A 25,438-nucleotide genomic window follows, 5' to 3' on the forward strand; every position below is an offset into this window, starting at 1 on the left:
CCTCTCGCACGACCGGGTCCGTCAGACGTTCACACCGAAGTCCTGGGCGATGCCGACCAGGCCCGAGGCGTAGCCCTGGCCGACCGCGCGGAACTTCCACTCCGCGCCGTTGCGGTACAGCTCGCCGAAGATCATGGCCGTCTCGGTGGCCGCGTCCTCGGACAGGTCGTAGCGCGCGATCTCGGCGCCGCCCGCCTGGTTGACGATGCGGATGTAGGCGTTGCGGACCTGGCCGAAGTTCTGGCCGCGGTTCTCGGCGTCGTAGATGGAGACCGGGAAGACGACCTTCTCGATGTCGGCCGGGAGCGCGGCCAGGTTGACGTTGATCGCCTCGTCGTCGCCGGCGCCCTCGCCCGTGCGGTTGTCGCCCGTGTGGACGATCGAGTTGTCCGGGGTCTGCTTGTTGTTGAAGAAGACGAAGTGGGCGTCCGAGTAGACCCTGCCCTGCGGGTTCACCGCGATGGCGGAGGCGTCCAGGTCGAAGTCGGTGCCGGTCGTGGTGCGGACGTCCCAGCCGAGGCCCACGGTGACGGCGGTCAGGCCCGGAGCCTCCTTGGTGAGCGAGACGTTGCCACCCTTGGACAGGCTTACAGCCATGTTGGGAGTCCCTTCCTTAGATATCCCGTGCATATCGGTGCACTCTGTGCCGACGAAGCTACCGTCACCGGGGACAACGTCGAGGGGGGTCCCCGTGGTTCCGGATCCCTTTACCTTTTTTACCGAACCGGAAATCAAGGTGACGTGAGGCGGGCCGGACCGGGAACATGAAAGGCATGTCCGGGCCCTACCTCATCCGTGGCTCGGTCTCGCTTCCCGAGGCCGAGCTGATGTGGCGTTTCTCCAGGTCGTCAGGGCCCGGTGGACAGCACGTCAACACCAGCGACTCGCAGGTCGAGCTGCGCTTCGACCTCGCCCGCACGGAGGCGCTCCCTCCGGTGTGGAAGGAGCGGGCGCTGCGGCGGCTGGCCGGCCGCCTCGTCGACGGGGTGGTGTCCGTACGGGCCTCGGAGCACCGCTCCCAGTGGCGCAACCGGGAGGCCGCCGCCGTACGCCTCGCCGCGCTCCTCGCGGAGGCCACCGCGCCGCCGCCCAAGCCCCGCAAGCCGACCCGCATCCCGCGCGGCATCAACGAACGCCGGCTGCGCGAGAAGAAGCAGCGCGCGGAGACCAAGCGGGGCCGCTCGGGCCGGGACTGGGGTTAGGGCCTCTCGTTTGGATCATGCCGGGCGCGCGCCCTGTCACATCCGCCGGCTCCCTCTCGTCAGGGTGGTGCAGAAGCTCTCGCGACCGCCGGGGGCGACGACGGAGGGGCCGCAGCCACCCATGACCGACCACGCATTCCTCGCCGAGCGCTTCGAGGCATACCGGGGGCATCTGCGGGCCGTCGCCCACCGGATGCTCGGCTCCACCGCCGAGGCCGAGGACGCCGTCGAGGAGGCGTGGTTCCGGCTGAGCCGGTCCGACACCGGCGGGGTGGAGAACCTCGGCGGCTGGCTGACGACCGTCGTCGGCCGGGTCTGCCTCGACATGCTCCGCTCCCGCCGCTCCCGGGGCGAGCAGCCGCTGGAGACCTGGCGGCCGGCGCCGTCCGCCGAGCCGGACCCGGTGCAGGACGCCCTGCTCGCCGACTCGGTCGGGCCGGCCCTCCTCGTCGTCCTGGACACGCTCTCCCCGGCCGAGCGGCTCGCCTTCGTGCTGCACGACCTGTTCGGGGTGCCCTTCGAGGAGATCGGCGGCATCCTCGGCCGCAGTCCGGCCGCGGCGCGGCAGCTCGCCAGCCGGGCCCGGCGCCGGGTGCGGGGCGTGCGGGCGCCGGAGGCCGACCTGGCCCGGCAGCGGCAGGTGGTGGACGCCTTCCTGGCCGCCGCGCGGAACGGCGACTTCGACGGGCTGCTGGAGGTGCTCGACCCCGAGGTGGAGGCCCGTACCGAGGGCGGGGTGAACAGCGGTGCGGCCCGCGTCGCCGCCGCCGCGGCGAGCTTCGCCCGTCTGGCGCGCGTCGCGCGTCCGGTGCTGGTCGACGGCGCGACCGGACTGGCCGTGTTCGCCGACGGGCGCCCGGAGCGGGTCCTGGCCTTCACCTTCGTCGCCGGCCGCATCGCGGTGATCGACATCATCACCGGGCCCGCCCGGCTGGCGGACCTCACCGTGGAGGAGCTCCCGCCCGGCACGGGCCCGGTTCAGGACAGGTCCAGCACCCCCACCGTCTGGTCCCCGCTCGTCTCGCCGTTCTTCCGGAAGCCCAGGCGGAGGTAGAACTCCTCGGGACCGTGCGGGCCGGGGTGCCAGCTGACGTACAGCTCCGTGCCGCCCCGGCGGCGGATCTCGCCGGCCACGGCGTCGACGGCGAAGCGGCCGTAGCCCCTGCCCTGCTCGCCGGCGGCGATGTTCAGCCGCCACAGCCCGCAGCGGCGCACGCTGCCGTCGCCGTGCCAGTCGATGCCGAAGAAGGCCATCAGGAAGCCGACGACGCGGCCGTCGTCGACGATCAGGCGGGGCCAGGCGACATCGCGGGGGTGGACGTACGCCTCGGCGAGGGACCGTACGACCGGTGCGACGGCGTGTTCCTGGTCGGGGCGGACGCGGAGGGCGACGGCGGTGTCGAAGTTCCCCGGGGTGACTTCTTCCAGACGTGGTGTCATCCGCGCACCGTAGGCAGGGAGTCCCTGCGCCCGCCACGGAATTCGCCGCTCGGCCCGACGGGGCCGCGAGACGGTGCCCGGCTCAGCCCAACTGCCGGTACCGCCCCCGGAAGTACAGCAGCGGCCCCCCCTCGGCGCTCGGCACCCGGGCGGTGAGGACACGGCCGATGACCAGGGTGTGGTCGCCGGCGGTCACCCGCTGCTCGGTCCGGCACTCCAGGGTGGCCAGCGCGCCGCCGACCAGCGGGGCGCCGGTGACCTCGCCCCGGACGTAGGGGATGTCCTCGAAGAGCAGCCGGTCGCTGATGCGGCCCCTCATGGCGAAGCGGCCGGCGATGTGCCGCTGGCTCTCGGTGAGGACCGACACCGCCCACAGCGGCTGCTCGTCGAGCAGGTCGTCCATGCGGGCGCCCGTGCGCAGGCTGACCAGGACCAGGGGCGGGTCGAGGGAGACGGACATGAAGGCGGTGGCGGTCATGCCGACGTCCTCCACGCCCGGCGCCTCGGGGTCGTCCGGATCCAGCGGCGGTTCCTGCGCGGTCACCAGGACCACGCCCGCGGCCAGCCGGGACATGGCGGCCCGGAACTCGTCGTTGCTCACCCCCTCAGCATGCCCGGAAGGCAGGGGGGTCGTGGGGGAGGGAGTCTTCAGCACGCCGGAAACGCTAGTCCCCGCCCCGCGCGGCCCGCATCGGCCCTCCGCCCGAGCCGGGTCCTAGGACCAGCGGCGCACACAGGCGGCGACCGGCCGAATACGTGCATCATGTGAGCACGGGCGCACGCTGTGCGTTCAGGAAACGCACAGGGCAAACGCAGAAACTCCACCCAATTGTTCACGTTCTCCTGTGACTTGAGTCACAAGGGGCAGGAATTGTTGACCCTGTGTACCGAGTGGGCTTCGCGCTGTGATTCAGTGGCGGGGAAGCCACGAAGAGGTTCAGACACAACCCTTGATTCGCTGCGAGGTCTCGGGGGGAGGGTGAGCATGGAGACCGAGTCGGAGCCGTATGTCCGTCTTGCGTCCCTGCGACAGCTGCACCAGGTCATGGCCGACATGAACACGGCACGCAGCCTGGCGGACACCTTGCAGACCGTCGCGGACGGCGCCGTGTCCGCCCTCGGCTACGAGATGGCGGCCGTCAACCTGGTCCGCCAGGACGGCGATCTCGTGGTCGCCGCCTTCTCCGGGAACTCCGCCGCCGAGGCCCTGATCACCGGCCGGGCCGGCTCACGCGAGTCCTGGGACCGGCGGCTGGCCATGGGCGAACGCTGGGGCGACCTCGTCTTCATACCGCACACCGAGGGCTGGGTCCTCGACGACGACGACGTCCCCCAGTGGTACACCGACGGGCCCGAGCCGCGCTTCGAGGACGAGTGGCACCCCTCCGACCGGCTCTTCGCGCCCATGTACACCCCCGGCGTGCAGGGCGCCACCTGCGGCGAACTGCTCGGCGTCATATCCGTCGACCGGCCGCGCAACGGCCGCCGCCCCGGCGCCTGGGGCCGCGAGGCCCTCCAGATGTACGCCTTCCAGGCCGCCATCGCGATCAGCAACGCGCGCCTGCGCGCCAACATGCAGCGTGCCCTGGTCCGCCTGGAACGCGAGCAGCAGGCCCTGCGCGCCAGCGAGGAATCCTTCCGGCAGGCCTTCGAGTACGCCCCCTCCGGCATGGCCATCGCCGAGATGGGCGGCGACCAGCACGGCCGCATCCTGCGCACCAACGACGCCCTGTGCCGGCTGCTCGGCCGGCCCGCCTCCGCGATGCGCCGCTACTCCTTCGCCGACCTCGTCCACCCCGAGGACGTCGGCACCCTGCTGCGGACCTCCGCGGAGGGCGGCCGGGCGGAACTGCGCCTGGGCCGCCGCGACGGCACCTACGTCTGGGTGTCCCTGCGCAACAGCGTCGTCGCCGACGCCGCCGACGGCCCCCGCTTCCTGCTCACCCACGTCGAGGACATAGAGGAGCGCAAGCGGCGCGAGCTCCAGCTCGCCCACCGCGCCTCCCACGACTCGCTGACCGGCCTGCCCAACTCCGCCGAACTGCGCTCGCGCCTGTCCGCCCGGCTCTGCCAGCGGCCTGCCCACGCCGACGCGCTGGAGTCCCTGGACGCGGCCTACGGCCACCCCGCCTTCGACACCCCCGCGGGCCACGGCTTCGACTTCGCGCCGGGCGCGGAGGGCTTCGACGCCTACGACCACCATGTGCACACCGTCGCCCCCGAGGACGGCCGTGACGACGGCACCAAGGGCCTCGCGGTCCTCTTCTGCGACCTCGACGGCTTCAAGTCGATCAACGACCGGTTCGGGCACAACGCGGGCGACGCCGTGCTCATCGAGGTCGCCCGGCGGCTGAGCAACGGCGTCCGGGACGGCGACACCGTCGCCCGGCTCGGCGGCGACGAGTTCGTGATCCTCGCCGACGGCCTCGGCCGGGCCGACGCCCAGGACCTCGCCGTACGGCTGCGCAACGAGATCATCCAGCCCATCCGCGCCGAGGGGCGGGCCGTCCGGGTGGGCGCGAGTTTCGGCATCGGCTGGGCACACTGCGGCATGACGGCGGACGAGGTGTTGAAGTCCGCTGACGAGCGGATGTACGTAGAGAAACGATCTCGTCCCAAACAGCACCGGCGTGCTGGATGATGCGCAGGTCAGCGGGTTGATGCGGTCTGAGTCACCCGTTTGGACGAGTCAGAGCGGGTAGGCTCGCCATTCCACACCCGTACCGCATCCGCCCGCACCTGTTGAGGAGTACCAAGGGATGACGCCCGGCGACAACGGCGCGAGCACGCCCGAGGACGACGACCCGTTCGGCTACCTGTACGCAGACGGCCAGGCCCGGGGAGCCCAGCCGCCGTCCGGCGGTTACGGCTACCCGAACTCGGTCAGCAGGGTGCGCACGGTCGGCGAGCGCAGCTACGGCGCACAGCAGGCCACGTACGGCCAGGGCGTTCCCCAGCAGGGCGCCTACGGCCAGCCGAACGCCCACTACCAGGCACCGGAGACGCTGCCCGGCGGCGCCCCGGCCTCCCACCGCCCCGCGGCCCCCGCGCCCGGCCGCCGCGGCCCCAACACCAAGGGCCTGCTGATCGGCGCCATCGCGGTGGTCGCCGCGGTCGTCATCGGCATCGGCGTCGCGATGATCAACGGCAACACGGACGACGACAAGTCCGGCAACGAGGCCGGCTCCACCCCGACCCAGTCCCAGACCAGCAGCCCGAGCCCTTCGGGGAGCGGTTCGGCGGCGAGCGACTCGATGCAGTCCGACGCCTCGGCGCTCACGGCGGCCGGCGGCGCGTCGACGGCTTCGGACGTCAAGGGAGCGACCTCCTCCGACGGCAGCTATGTGACGGGGCTGAACCAGCCCGGCGCCTCGGTCACCTGGAACGTCAACGCCCCGTCGGACGGCCCGTACACCCTGTTCGTGTACTACAGCGCGACCGGTGACGACCAGGAGATGTCGGTCACCGTCAACGGCACCCCGTTCGGCGGCAAGCTCGGCCTGGACAACTGGCGGCACGCCAAGGACGGCGACTTCGCCAACGGCTGGACTCGCTCCTACGTGTGGCCGATCCTGAAGCAGGGCTCCAACACGATCTCCATCTCCTGCGGCTCCGGCGACAAGTGCAACGTCCTGATCAGCAACGTCAAGCTGAAGCCGGGGCGGGTCAAGAAGGACAGCTAGGCCGCGCTGACCACCCCGGTCACCGTCACCTGCCCCCGCAGCTCCTCGTACGCCGTCCGGTCGAACTCGCCCGCCACGGGGGACCGTACCGTCGCCGTCGACAGGGCGACCGCGCGGGTGAGGCGGTCCGGCCAGGAGAGGTGTTCCACCAGGCCGGACAGCAGGCCCGCCACCGCCGAGTCGCCCGCGCCGGTCGGGTTGCCCGGGATGCGGGCCGGCGGCGCGGCGCGCCAGCGGCCCTCCGGGGTGACGGCGAGGAGGCCGTCCGTGCCGAGGGAGGCGACCACCGCGTGGGCGCCGCGGCGTCGGGCGTCCTGGGTGGCGCGCAGCGGGTCGTGGGAGCCGGTGAGTTCGGCCAGTTCGTCGGCGTTGGGCTTGATGATGTCCGGGCGGGCCGCCACCCCGCGGCGCAGGGGCTCACCGCTGGTGTCCAGCAGGACGGGGACACCCTGCGCACGGGCCGGCCGGACCAGGTTCGCGTACGCGCCGACCGGCACCCCCGGGGGCAGGCTCCCGCACAGGGCCACCGCCGAGGCGCCGCCCAGCAGTTCCTCGTAGCGGTCGAGGAAGGCGCCCCACTCGGCCGGCTCGATCTGCGGGCCGGGCTCGTTCAGCTGGGTCGTGTCACCCGACCGTTCGTCGACCACGGCTATCGTGCGCCGGGTCGCCCCGGCGACCGGCACCAGCGCGTCCGTCAGGCCGGGCGTGCCGGCCAGCCCGTCGCGCACCGCCCGGCCGGTCGCGCCGCCCGCGAAGCCGGTGACCGTCACCTCCTGGCCGAGCGCGGCCAGGACCCGGGCCACGTTCACACCCTTGCCGCCGGGCCGCTCGACCACCTCGGAGACGCGGTGCGAGGCGTGCGGACGCAGCGACCGTACGCGATAGGTGATGTCGAGAGCGGTGTTCAGCGTGACCGTGAGGATCACCCGGGCCGACCTCCCTCGAAGTCCGTGCGGCTGTCTCGGTTTTCCGGGGTCCCGATCATGCCAAAGAGACGGCGGTCGGCCCAGAGCGCGGGTCGGCCTCCGTCTCCTCGACGCCGGTACGGATCAGGGCAGTTGGGGCGCTACCACCCATTCGCCCTGCCGCATCACGCCCTTCAGCTCGAAGTCCGCGTCCAGCAGGACCAGGTCGGCGTCCTTGCCGGGCTCCAGCGACCCGACCCGGTCGAAGAGGCCGAGCAGCCGGGCCGGGTTGGCCGACAGGGCGGTCACGGCGTCCTCCACCGACAGCTTGTCGACGGTCACCGCCCGCTGGAACGCGCGGTCCAGCGTCAGCGTGGAGCCCGCGATCGAACCGCCCTCCACCAGCCGGGCCACGCCCTCGCTGACCTCGACCTCCAGCGGGCCGAGCATGTAGCGCCCGTCACCGATGCCGGCCGCGTCCATCGCGTCGGTGATGAACGCCACCCGGTCCGCGCCCGCGTGATGGAACGCCAGCTCCAGCGCGGCGGGGTGCAGGTGGACGCCGTCGTTGATCAGCTCGACCGTGACCCGCTCGTCCTCCAGCAGGGCGGCGATCGGGCCGGGCGCGCGGTGGTTGAGGGCGGGCATGGCGTTGAAGAGGTGGGTGGCGACGGTGGCGCCCGCGTCGATCGCCTCGACCGTCTGCTCGTAGCCGGCGTCGGTGTGCCCGATCGCCGCGAGCACGCCGTGCTCGACGAGCAGCCGTACGGAGTCGATGCCGCCCGGCAGCTCGGTCGCGAGGGTGACCATCTTCGCCTTGCCGCGCGCCGCGTCGATCAGCTTGCGGACCTCGGCCGGGTCGGGGTCGCGCAGCAGCTTCTCGGAGTGCGCGCCCTTGCGGCACGGCGAGATGAACGGCCCCTCGAAGTGGATGCCGGCGATGTCGCCCTGCTCGGCCAGCTCGCTCAGCAGGCCGGCCTGGCGCACCAGCAGGTCCATCTCGTCGGTGACGGTGGAGGCGACGAGGGTGGTGGTGCCGTGGACGCGGTGCGTGTGGACGGCGGTGAGGATCTGCTCGGCGGTGCCGGAGAAGGAGGCTCCGCCCCCGCCGTGGTTGTGGAGGTCCACGAAGCCGGGGACCAGCCAGTGGCCGGTGACGTCGATGACCTGGGCGCCGGCCGGGGCGGTCCCGGCGATGCGCTTGCCGTCGACGGCCACTTCGCCGTTCCGCACCGTTCCGGTGGGCAGGACCACGTTCGCGCCGGTGAGCACCTGCGGGCCGGTGGGGGTCGAGCGCGCGGTGTCCCGCGCCCCTGACGGGGCGCCGTACCTGTCCGGAGTTTCCCGCTCGGTTGCCATCAGGTGCTTACCTCCGGAGTCGTAGAAGTGGCTGTCAGCAGGTCCTGCGCGAGCAGCCCCGCGCCGAGGCAGCCGGCCGTGTCGCCCAGCGCCGCCGGGACGATCGTCGGCAGTTTCTGGAAGGTGACCCGGTGCCGGACGGCGTCCCGCAGGGGCTGGAACAACACTTCCCCCGCCTCGGCCAGGCCGCCACCGATGATCAGCGTGCGGGGGTCCAGCAGGGTGAGGGCGGTGACCAGCCCGTCGGCGAGCGCGTCCACCGCCTCCTGCCAGACCCGGACGGCGTTCGGGTCGCCGGACGCGACGGCCTCGGCGCAGTCCGCCGCGTCCGCCCCGGGGTCGCCGCAGGCCGCCGCCCAGGCCTCGCTGACGGCGGAGGCGGAGGCGTACCGCTCCAGGCAGCCGCGCTGCCCGCAGGGGCAGACCGCGCCCGCGGGGCGTACGACGATGTGGCCGATCTCGCCCGCGAAGCCGTGCGCGCCGGCCTCCACCCGGCCGTCGATGCCGATGGCACCGGCGATCCCGGTTCCCAGCGGCACGAACAGGAACCGGTCCGCGCCCCGGCCCGCGCCGATCCGGCCCTCCGCGAGGCCGCCGGTGCGGACGTCGTGGCCGAGGGCGACGGGCACCCCGAGCCGGTCGGCGAGCAGGGCCCGCAGGGGCACGTCCCGCCAGCCCAGGTTCGCGGCGTAGACGGCGGTGCCGGTGGCCTCGTCGACGATGCCGGGGACGGCGATGCCGGCCGCGCCGGCGGGCTCGCCGTAGTGCTCGACGCCGTACGCGCGCAGCTCGGCGGCGAAGTCGAGGATGCCCGCGAGCACCGCCTCGGGGCCGCGCTCGCGGCCGGTGGCGCGGCGGGCGCGGTGGAGCAGCGCGCCGTCGTCGCCGACCAGGGCGGCCTTCATCCCGGTACCGCCCACGTCGAGGGCGATGACATGTCTCACCACGGGGCTAGTGTGACCCTCCCACCCTGGAGAGGTCTAGTCCACTCACGTGGTGTAGACCTTATGTGTCCACATATTGAACCGTCAGACAGCAGGGTTGGGGCTTTGAACGTGCGTCGGCGTACGGCAGGAACGATCGCGGTGGTGTCCGCACTGGGCATGACGGCGGTCCTCGGCGGCTGCGGGAGCACGGGCTCCTCCGACGTGACCCTCAGGCTCGTCGCCGCGGACTACGGCGACTCCGCCGCCAACAGCTCCAAGAAGTACTGGGACGCCCTGGCCAAGGAGTACGAGAAGCAGCACTCGGACGTGAAGGTCGAGGTCAGCGTCTACTCCTGGAACGACGTCGACCGCAAGGTCAAGGAGATGGTCGACGCCGGCCACGCCCCGGACATGGCCCAGATCGGCGCCTACGCCGACTACGCCGCCGCCGGCAAGCTCTACCCGGTCTCCGACCTGCTCTCCATACGCACCCAGGCGGACTTCCTCTCCCCGCTCTCCGACGCCGGCCAGTGGAAGCACACGCAGTACGGCATCCCGTTCGCCGCCTCCACGCGCGTGCTCTTCTACAACAAGACCCTGTTCGCCAAGGCCCACCTCACGGCGCCCACCACCTGGGACGAGCTGGCCGCCGACGCCACGGCGCTCAAGGCGCAGGGCGTGAAGTACCCGTACGCGCTGCCGCTCGGCCCCGAGGAGGCCCAGGCCGAGACCATGCAGTGGCTGCTCGGCGGCGGCAACGGCGGCAGCGGCTACACCGACGACGTCGGCACCTACACCATCGACTCCGCCACGAACGTCGAGACCTTCACCTGGCTGAAGGACGAGCTGGTCGGCAAGGGCCTGACCGGCCCGGTCGCCCCCGGCAAGCTCAACCGCGCCGCCGCGTTCGCCGCGTTCGCCGACGGCCAGGTCGGCATGGTCAACGGGCACCCCACGCTCATCCAGCAGGCGGCCAAGAAGGGCGTGCAGTTCGGCACGGTGCCGATGCCGGGCCGCACCGGCAGGGCCAGGGCCTCCATGGGCGTCGCCGACTGGATGATGGGCTTCAAGCAGAACGGGCACGCCGAGCAGATCGGCGACTTCCTCGACTTCGTCTACAGCGAGAAGAACGTCCTCGACTTCTCCCGGAAGTACGGGCTGCTGCCGGTCACCAGCTCCGCGTCCAACACCATGGCGGCGTCGGACGCCGCCGCCGACAAGGCCCTGCGTCCCTTCCTGGAGCAGCTGCCGACCTCGGAGCTGTACCCCGTCGGCAAGACCTCCTGGGCGGCGGTCAGCGCGGCCGTGAAGCAGAACATCGGCCAGGCGGTCGCCCCCGGCGGCAGCCCCGCCGGCGTCCTGACCCGCTTGCAGTCGACGGCCATGGCGGCCGACAGCAGCAGCGCGAGCTGAGCGCGCTGTCGGTGCCCGCCGCTACCGTGGCAGGCATGGAACTGGGCACCCGCGAGAAGGCGATCCTCGCGCTGGAGCGCCGGGCCTTCCCCGGCCCCGGCGCGAAGGAACGCGCGATACGCGAGGAGCTGGACCTGTCCCCCGTCCGGTACTACCAGCTCCTCAACGCCCTCCTGGACGACGAGCGGGCCCTGGCCCACGACCCGGTGACGGTCAACCGCCTGCGCCGCATCCGCGAGACGAGACGCGCGGAACGCTGAGTCCCCGGGCAGAGCCCCCGGCGGGGTCCGGGGCGTGAGGCGCCGAACCCCAGGCGTGAGGCACCCGGAGCTGGATAGTGTCGCGGTATGGACGCTCTGCCGACCCCGCGCACCCGAGCCGGCCAGGACGGCCTCGCCGCCCTGCTCGCACAGCCCCGCACCGCCCTGATCGGCCTGGACTTCGACGGCACGCTGGCCCCGATCGTCGCCGACCCCGAGCAGGCCCGCGCCCACCCCGGGGCCGTACCCGCCCTCGCCGCCCTCGCCCCCGAGATCGCCTCCGTCGCCGTGATCACCGGCCGTCCGCCCGAGGTCGCGGTCCGCTACGGCGGTTTCGCCGGCGTCCCCGGCCTGGAGCACCTCACCGTCCTCGGCCACTACGGCGCCGAGCGCTGGGACGCGGCCACCGGCGAGGTCACCGCACCGCCCCCGCACCCCGGCGTGGCCGCCGTCCGCGCCGAACTGCCGGGCCTGCTGGAGCGCGCCGGAGCGCAGGAGGGCACGTGGATCGAGGAGAAGGGCCGGGCGCTGGCGGTGCACACCCGCCGCGCCCCCGACCCGCAGGCCGCGTTCGAGGCCCTGCGCGCCCCCCTCGCCGACCTCGCCACCCGGCACGGCCTGATCGTCGAGCCCGGCCGCATGGTCCTGGAACTGCGCCCGCCGGGCATGGACAAGGGCGTGGCCCTCCTCGACCACGCCCGTGCCGTCCACGCCGGCTGTGTCGTCTACGCCGGCGACGACCTGGGCGACCTCCCCGCCTTCGCCGCGATCGAGAAGCTCCGTACCAACGGCGTCCCCGGCCTGCTGGTGTGCAGCGGCAGCACGGAGGTCGCGGAACTCGCGGACCGGGCCGACCTGGTGGTCGACGGCCCGCAGGGAGTCGTGGGCCTGCTCCGGGCGCTGGCCGCTCAGCTCGGCCGGGGGTCCAGCGCCGTCAGCTGATCGAGGAACCACCGGGCCGGCGGCAGCGCGGTCGCGGCGGCGGCCAGGCGCTTGGAGCGTTCCGCCCGCGCGTCCGCCGGCAGGGTCAGCGCCTCGTGCAGGGCCCGCGCCGTGCCCGCGATGTCGTACGGGTTCACGACGAAGGAGTCCTCGCCCAGCTCCTCGTACGCCCCCGCCTCCCGCGACAGCACCAGCGCGCAGCCCTCGTCGGAGACGACCGGGACCTCCTTGGCGACCAGGTTCATGCCGTCCCGGATGGGGTTCACCAGCGCCACGTCGGCCAGCCGGTACGCGGCCAGGGAGCGGGCGAAGTCGTCCTTCACGTGCAGCACGACCGGGGTCCAGCCGGCCGTGCCGTACCGCTCGTTGATCTCGTCCGCGACCTGCCGGACCTGCGCGGTGTACTCGCGGTACACGGCGAGGTCCTGCCGGGAGGGGTAGGCGAAGGCCACGTGGACGACCTTCTCCCGCCACTCGGGGTGGTCCTCCAGCAGCTGCTCGTACGCCAGCAGCCCGCGCACGATGTTCTTGGACAGCTCGGTCCGGTCCACCCGGACGATCGTCTTGCGGCCTTCTCCGATCTCCGTCCGCAGCGCCGCCATCCGCTCGTCCACGTCCGGCTCGTGCGCCCGCTTGCGCAGGAAGTCCGCGTCCGCGCCCAGCCCGTGCACCCCGATCCGGGTGCCGGAGGGGATACCGGGCCCGAGCACCGCGTGGCAGCAGTCCGTGAACGCGTCCGCCCACCGCTGGGTGAGGAACGCCGCCCGGTCCGCGCCCAGGATGCCGCTGAGCAGCTCGGCCGCGATGTCGTCGGGGAGGAGCCGGAAGTAGTCCGGCGGCGCCCACGGGGTGTGCGAGAAGTGGCCGATGCGCAGGTCGGGCCGGAGCTGGCGGAGCATGCGGGGGGCGAGGGCCAGGTGGTAGTCCTGGATCAGCACGGCCGCGCCCTCGGCCGCCTCCTCGGCCAGCGCCTCGGCGAACGCCCGGTTGTAGGACTCGTACGACGCCCACTGCCGCCGGAAACCGGCGTCGAAGACCGGTTCCAGCGGGGTCTGGTACAGCATGTGGTGGACGAACCAGAGCACCGAGTTGGCGATGTCGTTGTACGCCTCGGCGTGCACGGTCGCGTCGATGTCGAGCATCCGCACCCGCTGCCCGCCGGTGTCCTCGGCCGGCAGCAGCCCGCCGTCCGCGCGCCGGACGGCCGCCCGGTCACCGTCGCCGAGCGCGGCGCACACCCACACCGAGCCCGGACCGGACCCGATGGAGGACAGTCCCGAGACCACCCCGCCGCCGCCCCGCCGGGCGTGCAGCGAGCCGTCCTCGCCCACCTGATAGGAGACCGGGCCGCGGTTCGACGCGACCAGCACCTGAGCCTTCTGAGCAGCATCGAGCGTGGAAGCCATACGCCTCAACCTAGCCCGGCCCCCGACCGCTCAAACGTACGGCCCGCCCGGCGGGCCGACCGTATACGGCCCGTTCAGGCCACCTTCCGTTCGGCGTACTCCGCGATCTCCACCATGGGCGGCCGTTCCTCGGTGTCCACCGAGTAGGTGCGCGGCTCGAACCCGGCCTCCCCCCGCTCGAACTGGGTCAGCGCGGGCCGGACCAGATGGCCGCGGGCGAGCCGGAGCTGGGCGGTGCGGTAGATCGCGGCGGCCATCCGGCCGAGCGCCTGCCCGTCCTGGTGCCGGTGCCTGCGCACGCCCACGTCGACCTGGGCCAGCGCGTCCAGGCCCACCAGGTGCAGCGCGTCCACCAGCATGCCCAGCTCCACGCCGTAGCCCACGGGGAACGGCAGCTGTTCCAGCAGCGTGCGGCGGGCCGCGTACTCGCCGCCCAGCGGCTGCACGAACCCGGCCAGCTGCGGCCAGTGCATGTTCAGCAGCGGACGGGCCATGAGTTCGGTGACCCGGCCGCCCTGCCCGGCACTGCCGCCGAGCGGACGGTCGTACATCGCCTTGACCAGGTCGACGTCCGGGTCGGTGAGCAGCGGGCCGACGATCCCGGAGACGAAGTCGGAGGAGAACTCCCTGAGGTCCGCGTCGATGAAGCAGACGATGTCCCCGCCGGTCACCAGCAGCGACCGCCACAGCACCTCGCCCTTGCCGGGGACGGCCGGGACGCGCGGCAGGATGGCGTCCCGGTGGACGACCCGGGCGCCCGCGCGCGCGGCGACCTCGGAGGTGCGGTCGGTGGAGCCCGAGTCGACGACCACGATCTCGTCGACGAGCGGCACCTGCTCCACGAGGTCGTGGCGGATGACCCCGACGATGTCGCCGACGGTCTCCTCCTCGTTGAGCGCGGGCAGCACGACGCTGATGCTCTGGCCCGTGCGCTGCTTGGCGGCGAGGATCTGGTGCAGCGGGCGATCGGCCACGGACCAGGACCGGGCGGTCAGCCAGCGCTCGACTTCTTCCAGCACAGTCTGTGGCTCCTCGTGTCTCGCGGTTCGGACGACTATCTCAACTGTCCCGGCCGTCGGTTACAGTCTTGAACAACGCCGATGACCATCGCATGTCGGGGGTCGGGTGCGTTCTACAACCGCATACCGCTCATCCAGAGGGGCAGAGGGACACGGCCCGGTGAAGCCCCGGCAACCCCCCTGACCGGACTCGTTCGCGCGAGGCTCACGGCCAGGGAAGGTGCCAATTCCGTCTCACGGCGAGATGCGTCGTGAGGAAGATGAGGAGAAAGGGCCTCGCCTCCATGGCTGTGCAGACAGTTGCCACCACCAGCGAATCCACCGTCGACCTCGGCCCCGCCGCGGCCCTGAGCTGTCGCGAGTGCGGTCACCGGGTGCCGCTCGGCCCGGTCTTCGCCTGCGAGGAGTGCTTCGGCCCGCTGGAGATCGCCTACGACTTCTCCGGCTACGACACCGAGGAACTGCGCCGCCGCATCGAGGCGGGCCCCGCGAACATCTGGCGCTACGCGCCCCTGCTGCCGGTACCGGCGGACGTCGCCGGCAAGCCGAACATCAACCCGGGCTGGACCAAGCTCGTCCAGGCCGACAACCTGGCCCGCGAGCTGGGCGTGACCGGCGGTCTGTACGTGAAGGACGACTCCGGCAACCCGACCCACTCCTTCAAGGACCGGGTCGTGGCCCAGGCCCTGGAGGCCGCCCGCGCCTTCGGCTTCACCACCCTGTCGTGCTCCTCGACCGGCAACCTGGCCGGCGCCGTCGGCGCCGCCGCCGCCCGCGCCGGCTTCCGCTCCTGCGTGTTCATCCCGCACGACCTGGAGCAGGGCAAGATCGTGATGGCCGCGGTCTACGGCGGTGAACTCGTCGGCATCGAGGGCAACTACGACGACGTGAACCGCTTCTGCTCCGAGCTGATCGGCGACCCGGCCGGCGAGGGCTGGGGCTTCGTCAACGTCAACCTGCGGCCGTACTACGCGGAGGGCTCCAAGACCCTGGCGTACGAGATCTGCGAGCAGCTCGGCTGGCGGCTGCCGGACCAGATCGTGGTCCCGATCGCCTCCGGTTCCCAGCTCACGAAGATCGACAAGGGGCTCCAGGAGCTGATCAAGCTCGGTCTGGTCGAGGACAGGCCGTACAAGATCTTCGGCGCCCAGGCCGAGGGCTGCTCCCCGGTCTCCACCGCCTTCAAGGCCGGCCACGACGTCGTACGGCCCCAGAAGCCGAACACCATCGCCAAGTCCCTGGCCATCGGCAACCCGGCCGACGGGCCGTACGTCCTGGACATCGCGCGCCGCACCGGCGGTGCCGTGGAGGACGTGACGGACGAGGAGGTCGTGGACGCGATCAAGCTGCTCGCGCGGACCGAGGGCATCTTCGCGGAGACCGCCGGCGGCGTGACCGTCGGCGTCACCCGCAAGCTGCTGGAGGCGGGCGTGCTGGACCCGGCGAAGACCACGGTCGTCCTCAACACCGGCGACGGCCTGAAGACCCTGGACGCGGTGGCCGGCACCGGCCTCACCGCCACCATCCGCCCGACCCTGGACTCCTTCCGAGAGGCTGGCCTCGCATGAGCGTGACCGTTCGCATCCCCACCATCCTGCGCACCTACACCGGCGGGCGGGCCGAGGTCGCCGCCGAGGGGACGACGCTCGGCGAGGTCATCGCCGACCTGGAGAAGAACCACACGGGCATCGCCGCGCGCGTGCTGGACGACCAGGGCAAGCTGCGCCGGTTCGTGAACGTGTACGTCAACGACGACGACGTCCGTTTTGAGCAGGGTCTGGACACGGTGACCCCGGAGGGCGCCGGCGTCTCGATCATCCCGGCGGTCGCCGGCGGCTGAGCCGCGGATCGGCCCGCTCATTACCTTCGGTAACCGCGGTTACCGGCTGTTCGCCCGATTGCCCCCTCCGTGAGAGAAGCGGAGGGGGCAATTCTGTGTGATTGAGCGCGGTAGAGTTGGGGAACACGGCCCCGGTCTCCGGGTCGCGGGCCCTGGATTTCATGCCGCCCGCCCGACAAGAAGTAGCCAAAGTGTGCGGGTTGTCTGCGGCTTTTGTGGCTTTTATGGGGCCCGACTTGCCCTGAATTCGGATGAATTCTCGCCAGATTCCGGACCGCTCACGTCCAGAATTCTCGTCCGATTGACCTGTTGCAGACGGCAGTTGGACAGATACATTCAGCCGCGGTCGACGCGTTCCGGCGCACGCCCCCGACCAGTTGGGGGGTGAGGTCTGACCCGGGTCCGCGAAGTGTGGATCTGTGCAAGGGCCAGTAATAGGGGAGTTAGGCATGGCTCAGGGCACCGTCAAGTGGTTCAACGCGGAGAAGGGGTACGGCTTCATCGCGGTCGACGGTGGTGCGGACGTCTTCGTCCACTACAGCGCGATTCAGATGGACGGCTACCGCACCCTGGAAGAGGGCCAGCGGGTCGAGTTCGAGATCTCGCAGGGCCAGAAGGGTCCGCAGGCCGACATGGTTCGCGTCACCGCCTGAACGTTTCTTGTCCGAAGGGCCCGCACCTCGCAGAGGGTGCGGGCCCTTCGCCGTGCCCCGGTTCCGCTGTTCGCGTGCGGCTGACGGGAGCCTCCCACCCGCCCAGGCGCTTGCACTCGACCATGCCGAGTGCTAATCATTGGCGTTAGCACTCTGAAGGTGAGAGTGACAACGAAGGACCGGGTCGGTGAGGCCCGCGGGTCATGTGGTGCAAGGGACCACGGGACCGGCGAGCCGTCCGTCGCGGGCGCGGGCGCGGTCCGAAGGAATCACCCCCAGTCCTGGAGGGACCACTTCACATGGCCAAGATCATCGCGTTCGACGAGGAGGCGCGGCGCGGCCTTGAGCGCGGTATGAACCAGCTCGCCGACGCCGTCAAGGTCACCCTCGGCCCCAAGGGCCGCAACGTCGTCCTTGAGAAGAAGTGGGGCGCCCCCACGATCACCAACGATGGTGTGTCCATCGCCAAGGAGATCGAGCTGGAGGACCCGTACGAGAAGATCGGCGCCGAGCTGGTCAAGGAAGTCGCCAAGAAGACGGACGACGTCGCCGGTGACGGTACGACCACCGCGACCGTGCTCGCCCAGGCCCTGGTCAAGGAAGGCCTGCGCAACGTCGCCGCCGGCGCCAACCCGATGGCTCTGAAGCGCGGTATCGAGAAGGCCGTCGAGGCCGTCTCCGCCGCCCTGCTGGAGCAGGCGAAGGACGTCGAGACCAAGGAGCAGATCGCCTCCACCGCGTCCATCTCCGCCGCCGACACCCAGATCGGCGAGCTGATCGCCGAGGCCATGGACAAGGTCGGCAAGGAAGGCGTCATCACCGTCGAGGAGTCCAACACCTTCGGTCTTGAGCTGGAGCTCACCGAGGGCATGCGCTTCGACAAGGGCTACATCTCCGCCTACTTCGCGACCGACATGGAGCGCATGGAGGCGGTGCTGGAGGACCCGTACATCCTCATCGCCAACTCCAAGATCTCCTCGGTCAAGGACCTGCTCCCGCTGCTGGAGAAGGTCATGCAGTCGGGCAAGCCGCTGCTGATCATCGCCGAGGACGTCGAGGGCGAGGCCCTGTCGACCCTGGTCGTCAACAAGATCCGCGGCACCTTCAAGTCCGTCGCCGTCAAGGCCCCCGGCTTCGGTGACCGCCGCAAGGCCATGCTCGGCGACATCGCCATCCTCACGGGCGGCGAGGTCATCTCCGAGGAGGTCGGCCTCAAGCTGGAGAACGCGACCCTGGACCTCCTGGGCCGCGCCCGCAAGGTCGTCATCACCAAGGACGAGACCACCATCGTCGACGGTGCCGGCTCCTCCGAGCAGGTCAACGGCCGTGTGAACCAGATCCGCGCCGAGATCGAGAACAGCGACTCGGACTACGACCGCGAGAAGCTCCAGGAGCGCCTGGCGAAGCTCGCCGGCGGTGTCGCGGTCATCAAGGCCGGTGCCGCCACCGAGGTGGAGCTCAAGGAGCGCAAGCACCGCATCGAGGACGCCGTCCGCAACGCGAAGGCGGCCGTCGAGGAGGGCATCGTCGCCGGTGGTGGCGTGGCCCTGCTCCAGGCCTCCCAGGTCTTCGAGAAGCTGGAGCTGGAGGGTGACGAGGCGACCGGCGCCAACGCCGTGCGCATCGCCCTGGAGGCCCCGCTGAAGCAGATCGCCGTCAACGCCGGCCTTGAGGGCGGCGTCGTGGTGGAGAAGGTGCGCAACCTGACCCCGGGTCACGGCCTGAACGCCGCGACCGGCGAGTACGTCGACCTGGTCGCCGAGGGCATCATCGACCCGGCGAAGGTGACCCGTTCCGCGCTGCAGAACGCCGCCTCCATCGCCGCGCTGTTCCTCACCACCGAGGCCGTCATCGCCGACAAGCCGGAGAAGGCCGCGGCCCCGGCCGGCGGCGGCATGCCGGGCGGTGACATGGACTTCTGATCGACCTGACGGTTGATCGCCTGTCCTGCGGACCGAGGGCGGCACCCCCAGCTTCTGGCTGGAGGTGCCGCCCTCGGGCGTTCGCGGGGCGGGAGGAGAGTGACCGGTATCACGTGAGGGGATCCGGACCGGGCCGGAAGGCGGGCCGCCGGGCAGGTGTTTACTTAAGAGGCTGCAACGATGCGTACGCACATACCAGCCGGTTCACCCCGTCCACTCACGAGGAGCCCCCCACGTGACCGTCACCACGCCCCCCGCCTCCCGCGCGGCCCGCGTCCTGTCCCGCCCGATCACGCTGAACGGCCTCACCGTTCCGAACCGGATCGTGATGGCGCCCATGACCCGCATGTTCTCGCCGGGCGGTGTCCCGGGCGAGGACGTGCGCTCGTACTACGCCCGCCGGGCCGCCGCCGGCGTCGGCCTCATCGTCACCGAGGGCACCTACGTGGGCCACCCGTCGGCCGGCCAGAGCGACCGCGTCCCGCGCTTCCACGGCGAGGAGCAGCTCGCCGGCTGGGCCAAGGTCGCCGAGGACGTGCACGCGGCCGGCGGCACCATCGTCCCGCAGCTGTGGCACATCGGCATGGTCCGCAAGCAGGGCGACGCCCCCTTCCCGGACGCGCCCCCCGTCGGCCCCTCCGGCCTGGAGACCGCCGGCGCCGAGCCCACCGGCAAGGCGATGACGCAGGCGGACATCGACGACGTCATCGCCGCGTTCGCCGAGGCCGCTGCCGCCGCCGAGCGCATCGGCTTCGACGGCGTGGAGCTCCACGGCGCCCACGGCTACCTGCTCGACCAGTTCCTGTGGGCGGGCACCAACCGCCGCACCGACGCGTACGGCGGCGACCCGGTGGCCCGCACCAGGTTCTCCGCCGAGATCGTCGCCGCCGTGCGCGCGGCGGTGTCGCCGGACTTCCCGGTCCTCTTCCGCTACTCGCAGTGGAAGCAGCAGGACTACACCGCCCGGCTCGCCGAGACCCCCGAGGAGCTGGAGGCCATCCTCACCCCGCTCGCGGCGGCCGGCGTCGACGTCTTCCACGCCTCCACCCGCCGCTACTGGCTGCCCGAGTTCGACGGCTCCGACCTGAACCTGGCCGGCTGGACGAAGAAGCTCACCGGCAAGCCCGTCATCTCCGTCGGCTCGGTGGGCCTCGACGGCGACTTCATCAACGCCTTCCAGGGCGAGGGCTCCCCGGTCAAGGGCATCGACAACCTCCTGGACCGCCTGGAGGCCGACGAGTTCGACCTGGTGGCCATCGGCCGCGCGCTGCTCCAGGACCCCGAGTGGGCGGCCAAGGTGCTCTCCGGCCGGTTCGACGAGCTGAAGCCGTACGACGCGGCGGCCGTGAAGACCCTGAGCTGACCGGCGTTCCCCCGGGGGCGCCGGCCGCTACAGGTTGCCCATCGGCTCGATGTCGACCCGTACCGGCGTCCCCCACACCCGCAGCACCTCGTAGTCGGTGAACTCGTGCACGAGGCGGTAGGCCATGGCGGGCCGGGAGCCGCGCCGCTGGGCGGCGAGGTACGCCTCCGCCTCGCGCCGGTCCCGCCGGGGCGTCCCGCACAGCTGCCACTCCTGGCCGTTCCACAGCTCCGGCAGCCACCGCTGCTGCGCCTGCGGCCGGTCACCGCGCACGCCGTACCGGGAGGGGGCGGTGGGGACCGGCTCGCCCGGCCGGGGCCTGCCGCCCTGGAACTCCGACCGCCGGGCGGCCCGGCGCCGGGTCTCGCACAGCAGGCACAGGTCGGGCGCGCTCTCGTCCACCGGTCCCTGCGGGTGCTCCGGGCAGCGGGTGGCGGGCGCGGCGGTGGTCACGGTGTCGTCCAGCAGGTCCAGGGCCCGCCGCAGGTCGTCCTTGATCTCGTGCAGCCGGGCGTCCGGCGTGTCGGCGGTCAGGGCCTCCCCGTGCTCCCCGAGCAGCCGGAGAGCCCGTCCGAGGGCGGTGAGCTGGGCGTGGTTCATGTCGGTGGGTGCCTCCTCCCCTCCATGGTGCCCTGACCGCGCGGTCCGTCAGCGCGCCGCGTGGGTCAGCGCCGTGCGCAGATGGCCGCCGGACTCCTGGAGCAGGCGGCCCGCCGTCGGGCCGTCGACGCCGGCGAGGAGGGCCAGGATCGCGTGCTTCACCTCGCCGCCGGTCTGGGTGAGGGCCTTCTCGATGTCGGTGTCGCTCGCGCCCGTGGCCAGGGAGACGATCCGGTGCGAGCGGGCCCGGAGCTTGTCGTTGGAGGCGCGCACGTCGACCATCAGGTTCCCGTACGTCTTGCCGAGCCGGATCATCGTGATCGTCGAGAGCATGTTCAGCACCAGCTTCTGGGCCGTGCCCGCCTTCAGCCGGGTGGAGCCGGTGATCAGCTCCGGGCCCGTGACGACCTCGATGCCGTGCTCGGCGGCGGCGGCCAGCACGCTGCCTTCGTTGCAGGCCAGGCCGATGGTCAGCGCGCCGAGCGCCCGGGCGTGCTCGACGGCGCCGACCGCGTACGGGGTGCGGCCGGAGGCCGAGACGCCGACCACGGTGTCGTCCGGGGTGAGCTTGAGCGCGTCCAGGTCCCGGCGGGCCAGCTCCTCGGAGTCCTCGGCGCCCTCGACCGAGGTGACCATGGCCGCGGGACCGCCCGCGATCAGGCCGACGACCCGCTCGGGGTCGGTGTTGAAGGTGGGCGGGCACTCGGAGGCGTCCAGCACGCCCAGCCGGCCGGCGGTCCCGGCACCGGCGTAGACGAGCCGTCCGCCCCGGCTCATGCGCGCGGCGACCGCGTCGACGGCGGCGGCGATCCGCGGCAGCTGCGTCGCCACGGCGGCGGGCACGCCCGCGTCCTCGCCGTTCATCAGCCGGGCGATGTCGAGGGTGGGCAACCGGTCGATCTCGGCGAGTTCCGGACGGAAGGCCTCGGTGGTCAACGAGGCCAGCTGGTCGCGCAGGTCGTGAGAGGTCATAGGGGGCGGCTCTCTCCGGTGACGGGTGAGGGGGGTGGTGAACCTTCTGCCGGTTCCTTCCTACCCCCTAGCGCGAACCGCTCCGGTGCCGGTGTGCCAACGCCTCGTAGGAGGCGGCCAGCGCGGGCGCCGCCGTCTCGTACGTCCGCTGGGCCACTCCCACGAACAGGCAGTCCACCACCAGCAGCTGACTCGTCCGGGAGGACATCGCGGCGGGCCGCAGCTCCGTCTCCCGTGACGTCGACGTCGTCAGCACGAGGTCGGCGTACTGCGTGACCGGCGAGTTGGGCCGCCCGGTGATGGCCACCGTCGTCGCCCCGCGTTCGAAGGCCACCCGGAGCGGTTCGATGACGTCCCCCGTCGACCCGGAGTGCGTGATCGCGAGGGCCACGTCACCCGAACGGAGCTGCACCGCGTTGGTCACCGCGAGATGCGGGTCGCTGTGCGCGTGGGCTATGAGCCCTATCCGCAGCAGCTTCTGGGTGAGGTCCTGGGCGACGAGCCCGGACGCCCCGATGCCGTACACGTCGGTGCGCCGGGCGGCGGCCAGCGCGGTGACCGCCGCGCCGAGCTGGACGGTGTCGAGTCCGGCGGCGGTGTCGGCGAGGGTCTGCTGCTCCTCGTAGGCGAGCTTGGTGACGACGTCGGCGATGGGGTCGTCCACCGCGATGTCCGTCGTGATCGCGGGTGCGCGCCCGGACTGCTGCTGGGCGGCGAGCCCGGCGAGGGCGAGCCGCAGGTCGCGGTAGCCCGGGTAGCCGAGCAGCCGGGCGGTGCGGACGACCGTCGCCTCGCTGGTGCCGGTGAGTTCGGCGAGGCCGGTGACCGTGAGGGCGGCGCAGCCGGCCGGGTCACCGGCGACGGCCTCGGCGACGCGCTGCATGGACCGGGTCATGGACGGGGCGAGCGTGCGCACCTTGGCGGCGAGCGATCCGCCCGGGCTGCCGAAAATTTCCTTCACGTCCTGGGTCACACCTGAAAGATATTTTCGGTTCGGTGTCGCGGTCAAGAGTGCGCACAATGGGGGGCATGGACCCCATCAGCCCCCTGGAGCAGTCATTGCACGCGGCCCGCGCCCGCGTGCTCGCGGATCTCGTCGCGGGAGAGGTCGCGGAGGCCGACGTCGTCTCGCTGGTGGAGGACTCCATCGCCCAGCGCCGCTGGTGGGTCGAGCAGTGGCCGGACGGCGCGGCCTTCGTGGCCGGGCTGGTCGCCCAGGACGTGCAGGACGCGCTGCTGGAGCGGTACGGCCGCTGGCCGCTGTGCCCGGTCTGCGGCTCCGGCGACCCGCACGCGCTGGACGTGGAGCCGGAACTGGGCCCCGATCCGCACTGGGTGTGCCACAAGGCCGGCGTGCGGGTCGCGTCGGTGGGCTCGCTGGGACCGGCCCTGCGCGGGACGCCGTCCTCATGAGGCGCCGGTGACCCTCTACATCGACCCGCCGACCTGGCCCGGCCACGGGCGCATGTGGTCGCACCTGGTCAGCGATGTCTCCTACGACGAACTCCACCTGTTCGCCGAGGGCCTGGGCATGCCCCGCCGGGCCTTCGACAGCGACCACTACGACGTCCCGTCCCACCGCTACGCGGACGCGGTGGCGGCGGGTGCGGTGCAGGTCAGCAGCCGTGAGGTGGTCCGCCTGCTGTGCGTGGCCGGGCTGCGCAGGCGCAAGGGGCGTCAGGCCCGGCGGACGTAGAGCCGCAGCCCGGTCTCCGTGGCGTCCTCGTCGTGGGCCGTGCGCTCCTCCTCCACGGTCGCGCGGGTGAAGCCCGCCCGGCTCACCACCCGTTGGGAGGGCAGGTTGGCCGGTTCGATCGTGGCGATGACCGTGTCGACGTCGTCCCGGGCCAGCGCCCACTCGGTGAGCGCGCGCAGCGCCTCGGTCGCGTAGCCGTGGCCGCGGGCGCTCTCGACCAGGTCGTAGCCGATCTCCACCCGGCGCTCGTCGTCCGGGGCGCCGTGGAAGCCCATGCCGCCCACCGCCCGGCCGTCCTCGCAGCGCACGAGGGCGAAGACCCCGAACTCCGGGCGGTGCACGCCGGCTTCGTACGCCTTCAGCAGGTGGGAGCAGGCCTCTCGGGTGCCCTCGTACGGGCCGTCGTCCAGCCAGTCGAAGCCGCCGTCGCCGCCGAGGGCCAGATCGCGGGCGGCGGCCGGGCGGATGCCGGTGAGGGTGACGCGTCCGGCCGGCAGGACGAGGTTGTTGTACCAGGTCCAGTCGGTGACCGGGGCGCGGCCGGGCAGCTCGCCGCGGCCTGTCGCCCACAGCAGCGTCGGCCAGGGCGCGGGGCCGGGCTGGACGTGCGGGAAGAGCCAGGTCAGGACGGACTCGGCGAGCTCGGCGGGCGGTTCGTAGGGCAGGCCGAGGCCCCGGGCGATGTCATGGGTGTGCAGCAGGGCCTCGGCGACGCCCATCGCGGCGAAGCCCTCGCGGTCGGCGCTGCCGAAGTGGACGGGGTGGAAGGCGCGGACGCCGGGCGGGGTGGTGCGGACGGCGGCGGCCAGCAGGGCGCCGGTGGCCTCGATCACCTGGAGCAGGCCGGCGTTGTCGGTGCCCTCGGGGAGGGTGATGCGCAGCGGGAGGCGGTCCTGGGCGCGGCCGGCGAGGCGGCTGGCGTAGGCGGCGAAGTCCTCGGCGATGTGGAAGGCCGTGGTGCGGCAACTCCACTCCAGACCGGCCGCGCCGACCGCGTCCCAGTCCCGGTCCAGCGCCGTGCGCAGAGTCGCCGCGCAGCTCGCGACGGCCGCCTCCACCTGATCCCCGCTCATCGTCCGCATGCGCGCACAGTACGGCGGCGGCGTCCTCAGGTCGACAGCATTTCCAGCTCGGACGTGAGGTTGTAGCGGGCGGTGGCCTCCCAGTGCTCCTGCCCGTACGGGGTGCGGTACAGCCGGGGCAGGGCGAGGAGTTGGCGCAGGATCGCCGAACGGCCCTCGCGGAAGGCGTCGCCCGGTACGAAGTGGTACTCCTCGCGGACCTCGGCGGTGTAGACGGCGTACGCCGACGGGGGCGCGGCCAGGATCGCGAGGTCGGCGTCGCACAGCACCTGTCCGTCGCGGTCGTCGTCGGCCGGGTCGTGGGTGACGGTGAGCCGGACCAGCCGGGCCACCTCGGCCGTCTTCGCCTCCGGCACCCCGGCCTCGGGCAGGGCGCGTTCGGCCAGCCGCGCGGACCGCTCCTCGTTCTCGGACCGTTCGGGGAGGTAGACGGCGTCGTGGAACCAGGCGGCGAGGCGGACCACGTCCGGGTCGGTGGCGTACTCCTCCAGCACGTCGACGTGGTCGAGCACGGCGGTGAGGTGGGCCACCGTGTGGTAGCGGCGCTGCGGCTCCTGCCAGCGGGCGAGCAGGGTGTCGGCGTAGGGGGCGGGGTCGGGACCGCCGCCGGGGGCGCGGGCTGCTTCCAGGGCGCGGGCGAAACGGAGGCGCAGGGCGTCGAGGTCGGCCATGTACCCCATTCTGTCGGGTGGTGGTGCTGGGCGGGCTGCCCGTCCGTTTCCCGCGTGACGGCCACCCCCGCCGCCCCTAGCGTG

General features: G+C 72.3%; 27 protein-coding genes and 1 riboswitch. Of the genes, 14 read left to right on the top strand and 13 right to left on the bottom strand.

Going from position 1 to position 25,438, the window contains the following annotated elements:
- Positions 1–21: 21 nt before the first annotated feature.
- Complete coding sequence (locus tag AQJ11_RS26015; protein WP_014673433.1) at positions 22–597, bottom strand: TerD family protein; 576 nt, start codon at positions 595–597, stop codon at positions 22–24.
- A 167-nt stretch (positions 598–764) separates the two neighbouring features.
- Here AQJ11_RS26015 and arfB point away from each other — a divergent pair, with 167 nt between their 5' ends.
- A complete protein-coding gene (arfB, locus tag AQJ11_RS26020; protein WP_041665306.1) occupies positions 765–1,202 on the top strand; it encodes an alternative ribosome rescue aminoacyl-tRNA hydrolase ArfB in 438 nt (145 codons plus the stop codon).
- Between the two features lie 121 nt (positions 1,203–1,323).
- Positions 1,324–2,256 carry a sigma-70 family RNA polymerase sigma factor gene (locus tag AQJ11_RS26025; protein ID WP_059264574.1) on the top strand — a complete coding sequence of 311 codons (933 nt, stop codon included), beginning with the start codon at positions 1,324–1,326 and terminating at the stop codon, positions 2,254–2,256.
- Here AQJ11_RS26025 and AQJ11_RS26030 read toward each other — a convergent pair.
- Both AQJ11_RS26030 and AQJ11_RS26035 read right to left on the bottom strand, forming a co-directional pair.
- Positions 2,181–2,642 (bottom strand): GNAT family N-acetyltransferase, encoded by a 462-nt coding sequence (locus tag AQJ11_RS26030; RefSeq protein WP_059264575.1) that lies wholly within the window; start codon positions 2,640–2,642, stop codon positions 2,181–2,183. The genes AQJ11_RS26025 and AQJ11_RS26030 overlap by 76 nt on opposite strands.
- 82 nt (positions 2,643–2,724) lie before the next feature.
- Complete coding sequence (locus AQJ11_RS26035) at positions 2,725–3,297, bottom strand: flavin reductase family protein (protein ID WP_079082407.1); 573 nt, start codon at positions 3,295–3,297, stop codon at positions 2,725–2,727.
- Positions 3,298–3,627: 330 nt separating this feature from the next.
- Between AQJ11_RS26035 and cdgB the strand changes: the two genes are divergently transcribed.
- Both cdgB and AQJ11_RS26045 read left to right on the top strand, forming a co-directional pair.
- Complete coding sequence (cdgB, locus tag AQJ11_RS26040; RefSeq protein WP_014673429.1) at positions 3,628–5,283, top strand: diguanylate cyclase CdgB; 1,656 nt, start codon at positions 3,628–3,630, stop codon at positions 5,281–5,283.
- Between the two features lie 118 nt (positions 5,284–5,401).
- Positions 5,402–6,325: a carbohydrate-binding protein gene (locus tag AQJ11_RS26045; RefSeq protein WP_059264576.1), complete on the top strand. Its 924-nt coding sequence runs from the start codon at positions 5,402–5,404 to the stop codon at positions 6,323–6,325.
- Here the strand turns inward: AQJ11_RS26045 and AQJ11_RS26050 are convergent.
- The 3 genes from AQJ11_RS26050 to AQJ11_RS26060 all read right to left on the bottom strand — a co-directional run bounded on the left by AQJ11_RS26050 (position 6,322) and on the right by AQJ11_RS26060 (position 9,533).
- Positions 6,322–7,251: a 1-phosphofructokinase family hexose kinase gene (locus AQJ11_RS26050; RefSeq protein ID WP_059264577.1), complete on the bottom strand. Its 930-nt coding sequence runs from the start codon at positions 7,249–7,251 to the stop codon at positions 6,322–6,324. The genes AQJ11_RS26045 and AQJ11_RS26050 overlap by 4 nt on opposite strands.
- Before the next feature lie 123 nt (positions 7,252–7,374).
- Entirely contained in the window at positions 7,375–8,502 is a 1,128-nt protein-coding gene (gene nagA / locus AQJ11_RS26055) for an N-acetylglucosamine-6-phosphate deacetylase (protein WP_059264775.1), read from the bottom strand.
- A gap of 86 nt (positions 8,503–8,588) precedes the next feature.
- Positions 8,589–9,533, bottom strand: a complete 945-nt coding sequence (locus tag AQJ11_RS26060; RefSeq protein ID WP_203349138.1) for an ROK family protein — start codon at positions 9,531–9,533, stop codon at positions 8,589–8,591.
- A 111-nt stretch (positions 9,534–9,644) separates the two neighbouring features.
- Here AQJ11_RS26060 and AQJ11_RS26065 point away from each other — a divergent pair, with 111 nt between their 5' ends.
- The 3 genes from AQJ11_RS26065 to otsB all read left to right on the top strand — a co-directional run bounded on the left by AQJ11_RS26065 (position 9,645) and on the right by otsB (position 12,130).
- Positions 9,645–10,928 (top strand): ABC transporter substrate-binding protein, encoded by a 1,284-nt coding sequence (locus AQJ11_RS26065; protein WP_453087603.1) that lies wholly within the window; start codon positions 9,645–9,647, stop codon positions 10,926–10,928.
- Between the two features lie 35 nt (positions 10,929–10,963).
- A complete protein-coding gene (locus AQJ11_RS26070) occupies positions 10,964–11,188 on the top strand; it encodes a DUF3263 domain-containing protein (protein WP_014673423.1) in 225 nt (74 codons plus the stop codon).
- 87 nt (positions 11,189–11,275) lie between these two features.
- On the top strand, positions 11,276–12,130 hold the full coding sequence (gene otsB, locus AQJ11_RS26075; protein WP_059264578.1) for a trehalose-phosphatase: 855 nt from the start codon (positions 11,276–11,278) through the stop codon (positions 12,128–12,130).
- Here otsB and AQJ11_RS26080 read toward each other — a convergent pair.
- Together AQJ11_RS26080 and AQJ11_RS26085 are read right to left on the bottom strand one after the other, a co-directional pair.
- The gene (locus tag AQJ11_RS26080) at positions 12,097–13,536 is read right to left on the bottom strand and encodes an alpha,alpha-trehalose-phosphate synthase (UDP-forming) (protein WP_107120875.1); all 1,440 of its coding nucleotides are present in this window, start codon (positions 13,534–13,536) and stop codon (positions 12,097–12,099) included. The two genes, otsB and AQJ11_RS26080, sit on opposite strands and share 34 nt — an antisense overlap.
- A 74-nt stretch (positions 13,537–13,610) precedes the next feature.
- Positions 13,611–14,555, bottom strand: coding sequence for a glucosyl-3-phosphoglycerate synthase (locus AQJ11_RS26085; RefSeq protein WP_014673420.1), 945 nt, complete (start codon positions 14,553–14,555; stop codon positions 13,611–13,613).
- Positions 14,556–14,682: 127 nt separating this feature from the next.
- Positions 14,683–14,822, top strand: a riboswitch (SAM riboswitch).
- Positions 14,823–14,839: 17 nt separating this feature from the next.
- Here AQJ11_RS26085 and thrC point away from each other — a divergent pair.
- The 5 genes from thrC (at position 14,840) to AQJ11_RS26110 (ending at position 20,333) form a co-directional block, all read left to right on the top strand.
- Positions 14,840–16,123 (top strand): threonine synthase, encoded by a 1,284-nt coding sequence (thrC, locus tag AQJ11_RS26090; protein WP_014673419.1) that lies wholly within the window; start codon positions 14,840–14,842, stop codon positions 16,121–16,123.
- Positions 16,120–16,395 carry a MoaD/ThiS family protein gene (locus tag AQJ11_RS26095; protein WP_059264580.1) on the top strand — a complete coding sequence of 92 codons (276 nt, stop codon included), beginning with the start codon at positions 16,120–16,122 and terminating at the stop codon, positions 16,393–16,395. The genes thrC and AQJ11_RS26095 overlap by 4 nt, the downstream gene beginning before the upstream one ends.
- A 449-nt stretch (positions 16,396–16,844) precedes the next feature.
- A complete protein-coding gene (locus AQJ11_RS26100; protein WP_004986573.1) occupies positions 16,845–17,048 on the top strand; it encodes a cold-shock protein in 204 nt (67 codons plus the stop codon).
- A gap of 299 nt (positions 17,049–17,347) precedes the next feature.
- Positions 17,348–18,970, top strand: coding sequence for a chaperonin GroEL (gene groL / locus AQJ11_RS26105; protein ID WP_014673417.1), 1,623 nt, complete (start codon positions 17,348–17,350; stop codon positions 18,968–18,970).
- A 235-nt stretch (positions 18,971–19,205) separates the two neighbouring features.
- Positions 19,206–20,333, top strand: coding sequence for an NADH:flavin oxidoreductase (locus tag AQJ11_RS26110; protein ID WP_014673416.1), 1,128 nt, complete (start codon positions 19,206–19,208; stop codon positions 20,331–20,333).
- 27 nt (positions 20,334–20,360) lie between these two features.
- On the opposite strand, the gene AQJ11_RS26115 is transcribed toward AQJ11_RS26110, so the two are convergent.
- From AQJ11_RS26115 to AQJ11_RS26125, 3 genes are all read right to left on the bottom strand, one after another.
- Positions 20,361–20,933: a hypothetical protein gene (locus AQJ11_RS26115; protein WP_014673415.1), complete on the bottom strand. Its 573-nt coding sequence runs from the start codon at positions 20,931–20,933 to the stop codon at positions 20,361–20,363.
- Between the two features lie 48 nt (positions 20,934–20,981).
- On the bottom strand, positions 20,982–21,905 hold the full coding sequence (gene murQ / locus AQJ11_RS26120) for an N-acetylmuramic acid 6-phosphate etherase (RefSeq protein ID WP_059264581.1): 924 nt from the start codon (positions 21,903–21,905) through the stop codon (positions 20,982–20,984).
- Between the two features lie 67 nt (positions 21,906–21,972).
- Positions 21,973–22,878 carry a MurR/RpiR family transcriptional regulator gene (locus AQJ11_RS26125; protein WP_014673413.1) on the bottom strand — a complete coding sequence of 302 codons (906 nt, stop codon included), beginning with the start codon at positions 22,876–22,878 and terminating at the stop codon, positions 21,973–21,975.
- A gap of 56 nt (positions 22,879–22,934) precedes the next feature.
- On the opposite strand from AQJ11_RS26125, the gene AQJ11_RS26130 reads away from it, so the two are divergent.
- Entirely contained in the window at positions 22,935–23,318 is a 384-nt protein-coding gene (locus tag AQJ11_RS26130) for a hypothetical protein (protein WP_014673412.1), read from the top strand.
- A gap of 7 nt (positions 23,319–23,325) precedes the next feature.
- Entirely contained in the window at positions 23,326–23,601 is a 276-nt protein-coding gene (locus tag AQJ11_RS26135; RefSeq protein ID WP_014673411.1) for a DUF4031 domain-containing protein, read from the top strand.
- Here the strand turns inward: AQJ11_RS26135 and AQJ11_RS26140 are convergent.
- Both AQJ11_RS26140 and AQJ11_RS26145 read right to left on the bottom strand, forming a co-directional pair.
- Complete coding sequence (locus tag AQJ11_RS26140) at positions 23,583–24,674, bottom strand: GNAT family N-acetyltransferase (RefSeq protein WP_208616625.1); 1,092 nt, start codon at positions 24,672–24,674, stop codon at positions 23,583–23,585. The genes AQJ11_RS26135 and AQJ11_RS26140 overlap by 19 nt on opposite strands.
- Before the next feature lie 35 nt (positions 24,675–24,709).
- Positions 24,710–25,354: an HD domain-containing protein gene (locus tag AQJ11_RS26145; RefSeq protein WP_058083894.1), complete on the bottom strand. Its 645-nt coding sequence runs from the start codon at positions 25,352–25,354 to the stop codon at positions 24,710–24,712.
- Between the last annotated feature and the right edge of the window lie 84 nt (positions 25,355–25,438).

It is taken from the genome of Streptomyces corchorusii (assembly GCF_001514055.1).
In the GTDB taxonomy this organism is placed as follows: Bacteria; Actinomycetota; Actinomycetes; order Streptomycetales; family Streptomycetaceae; genus Streptomyces; species Streptomyces olivaceoviridis.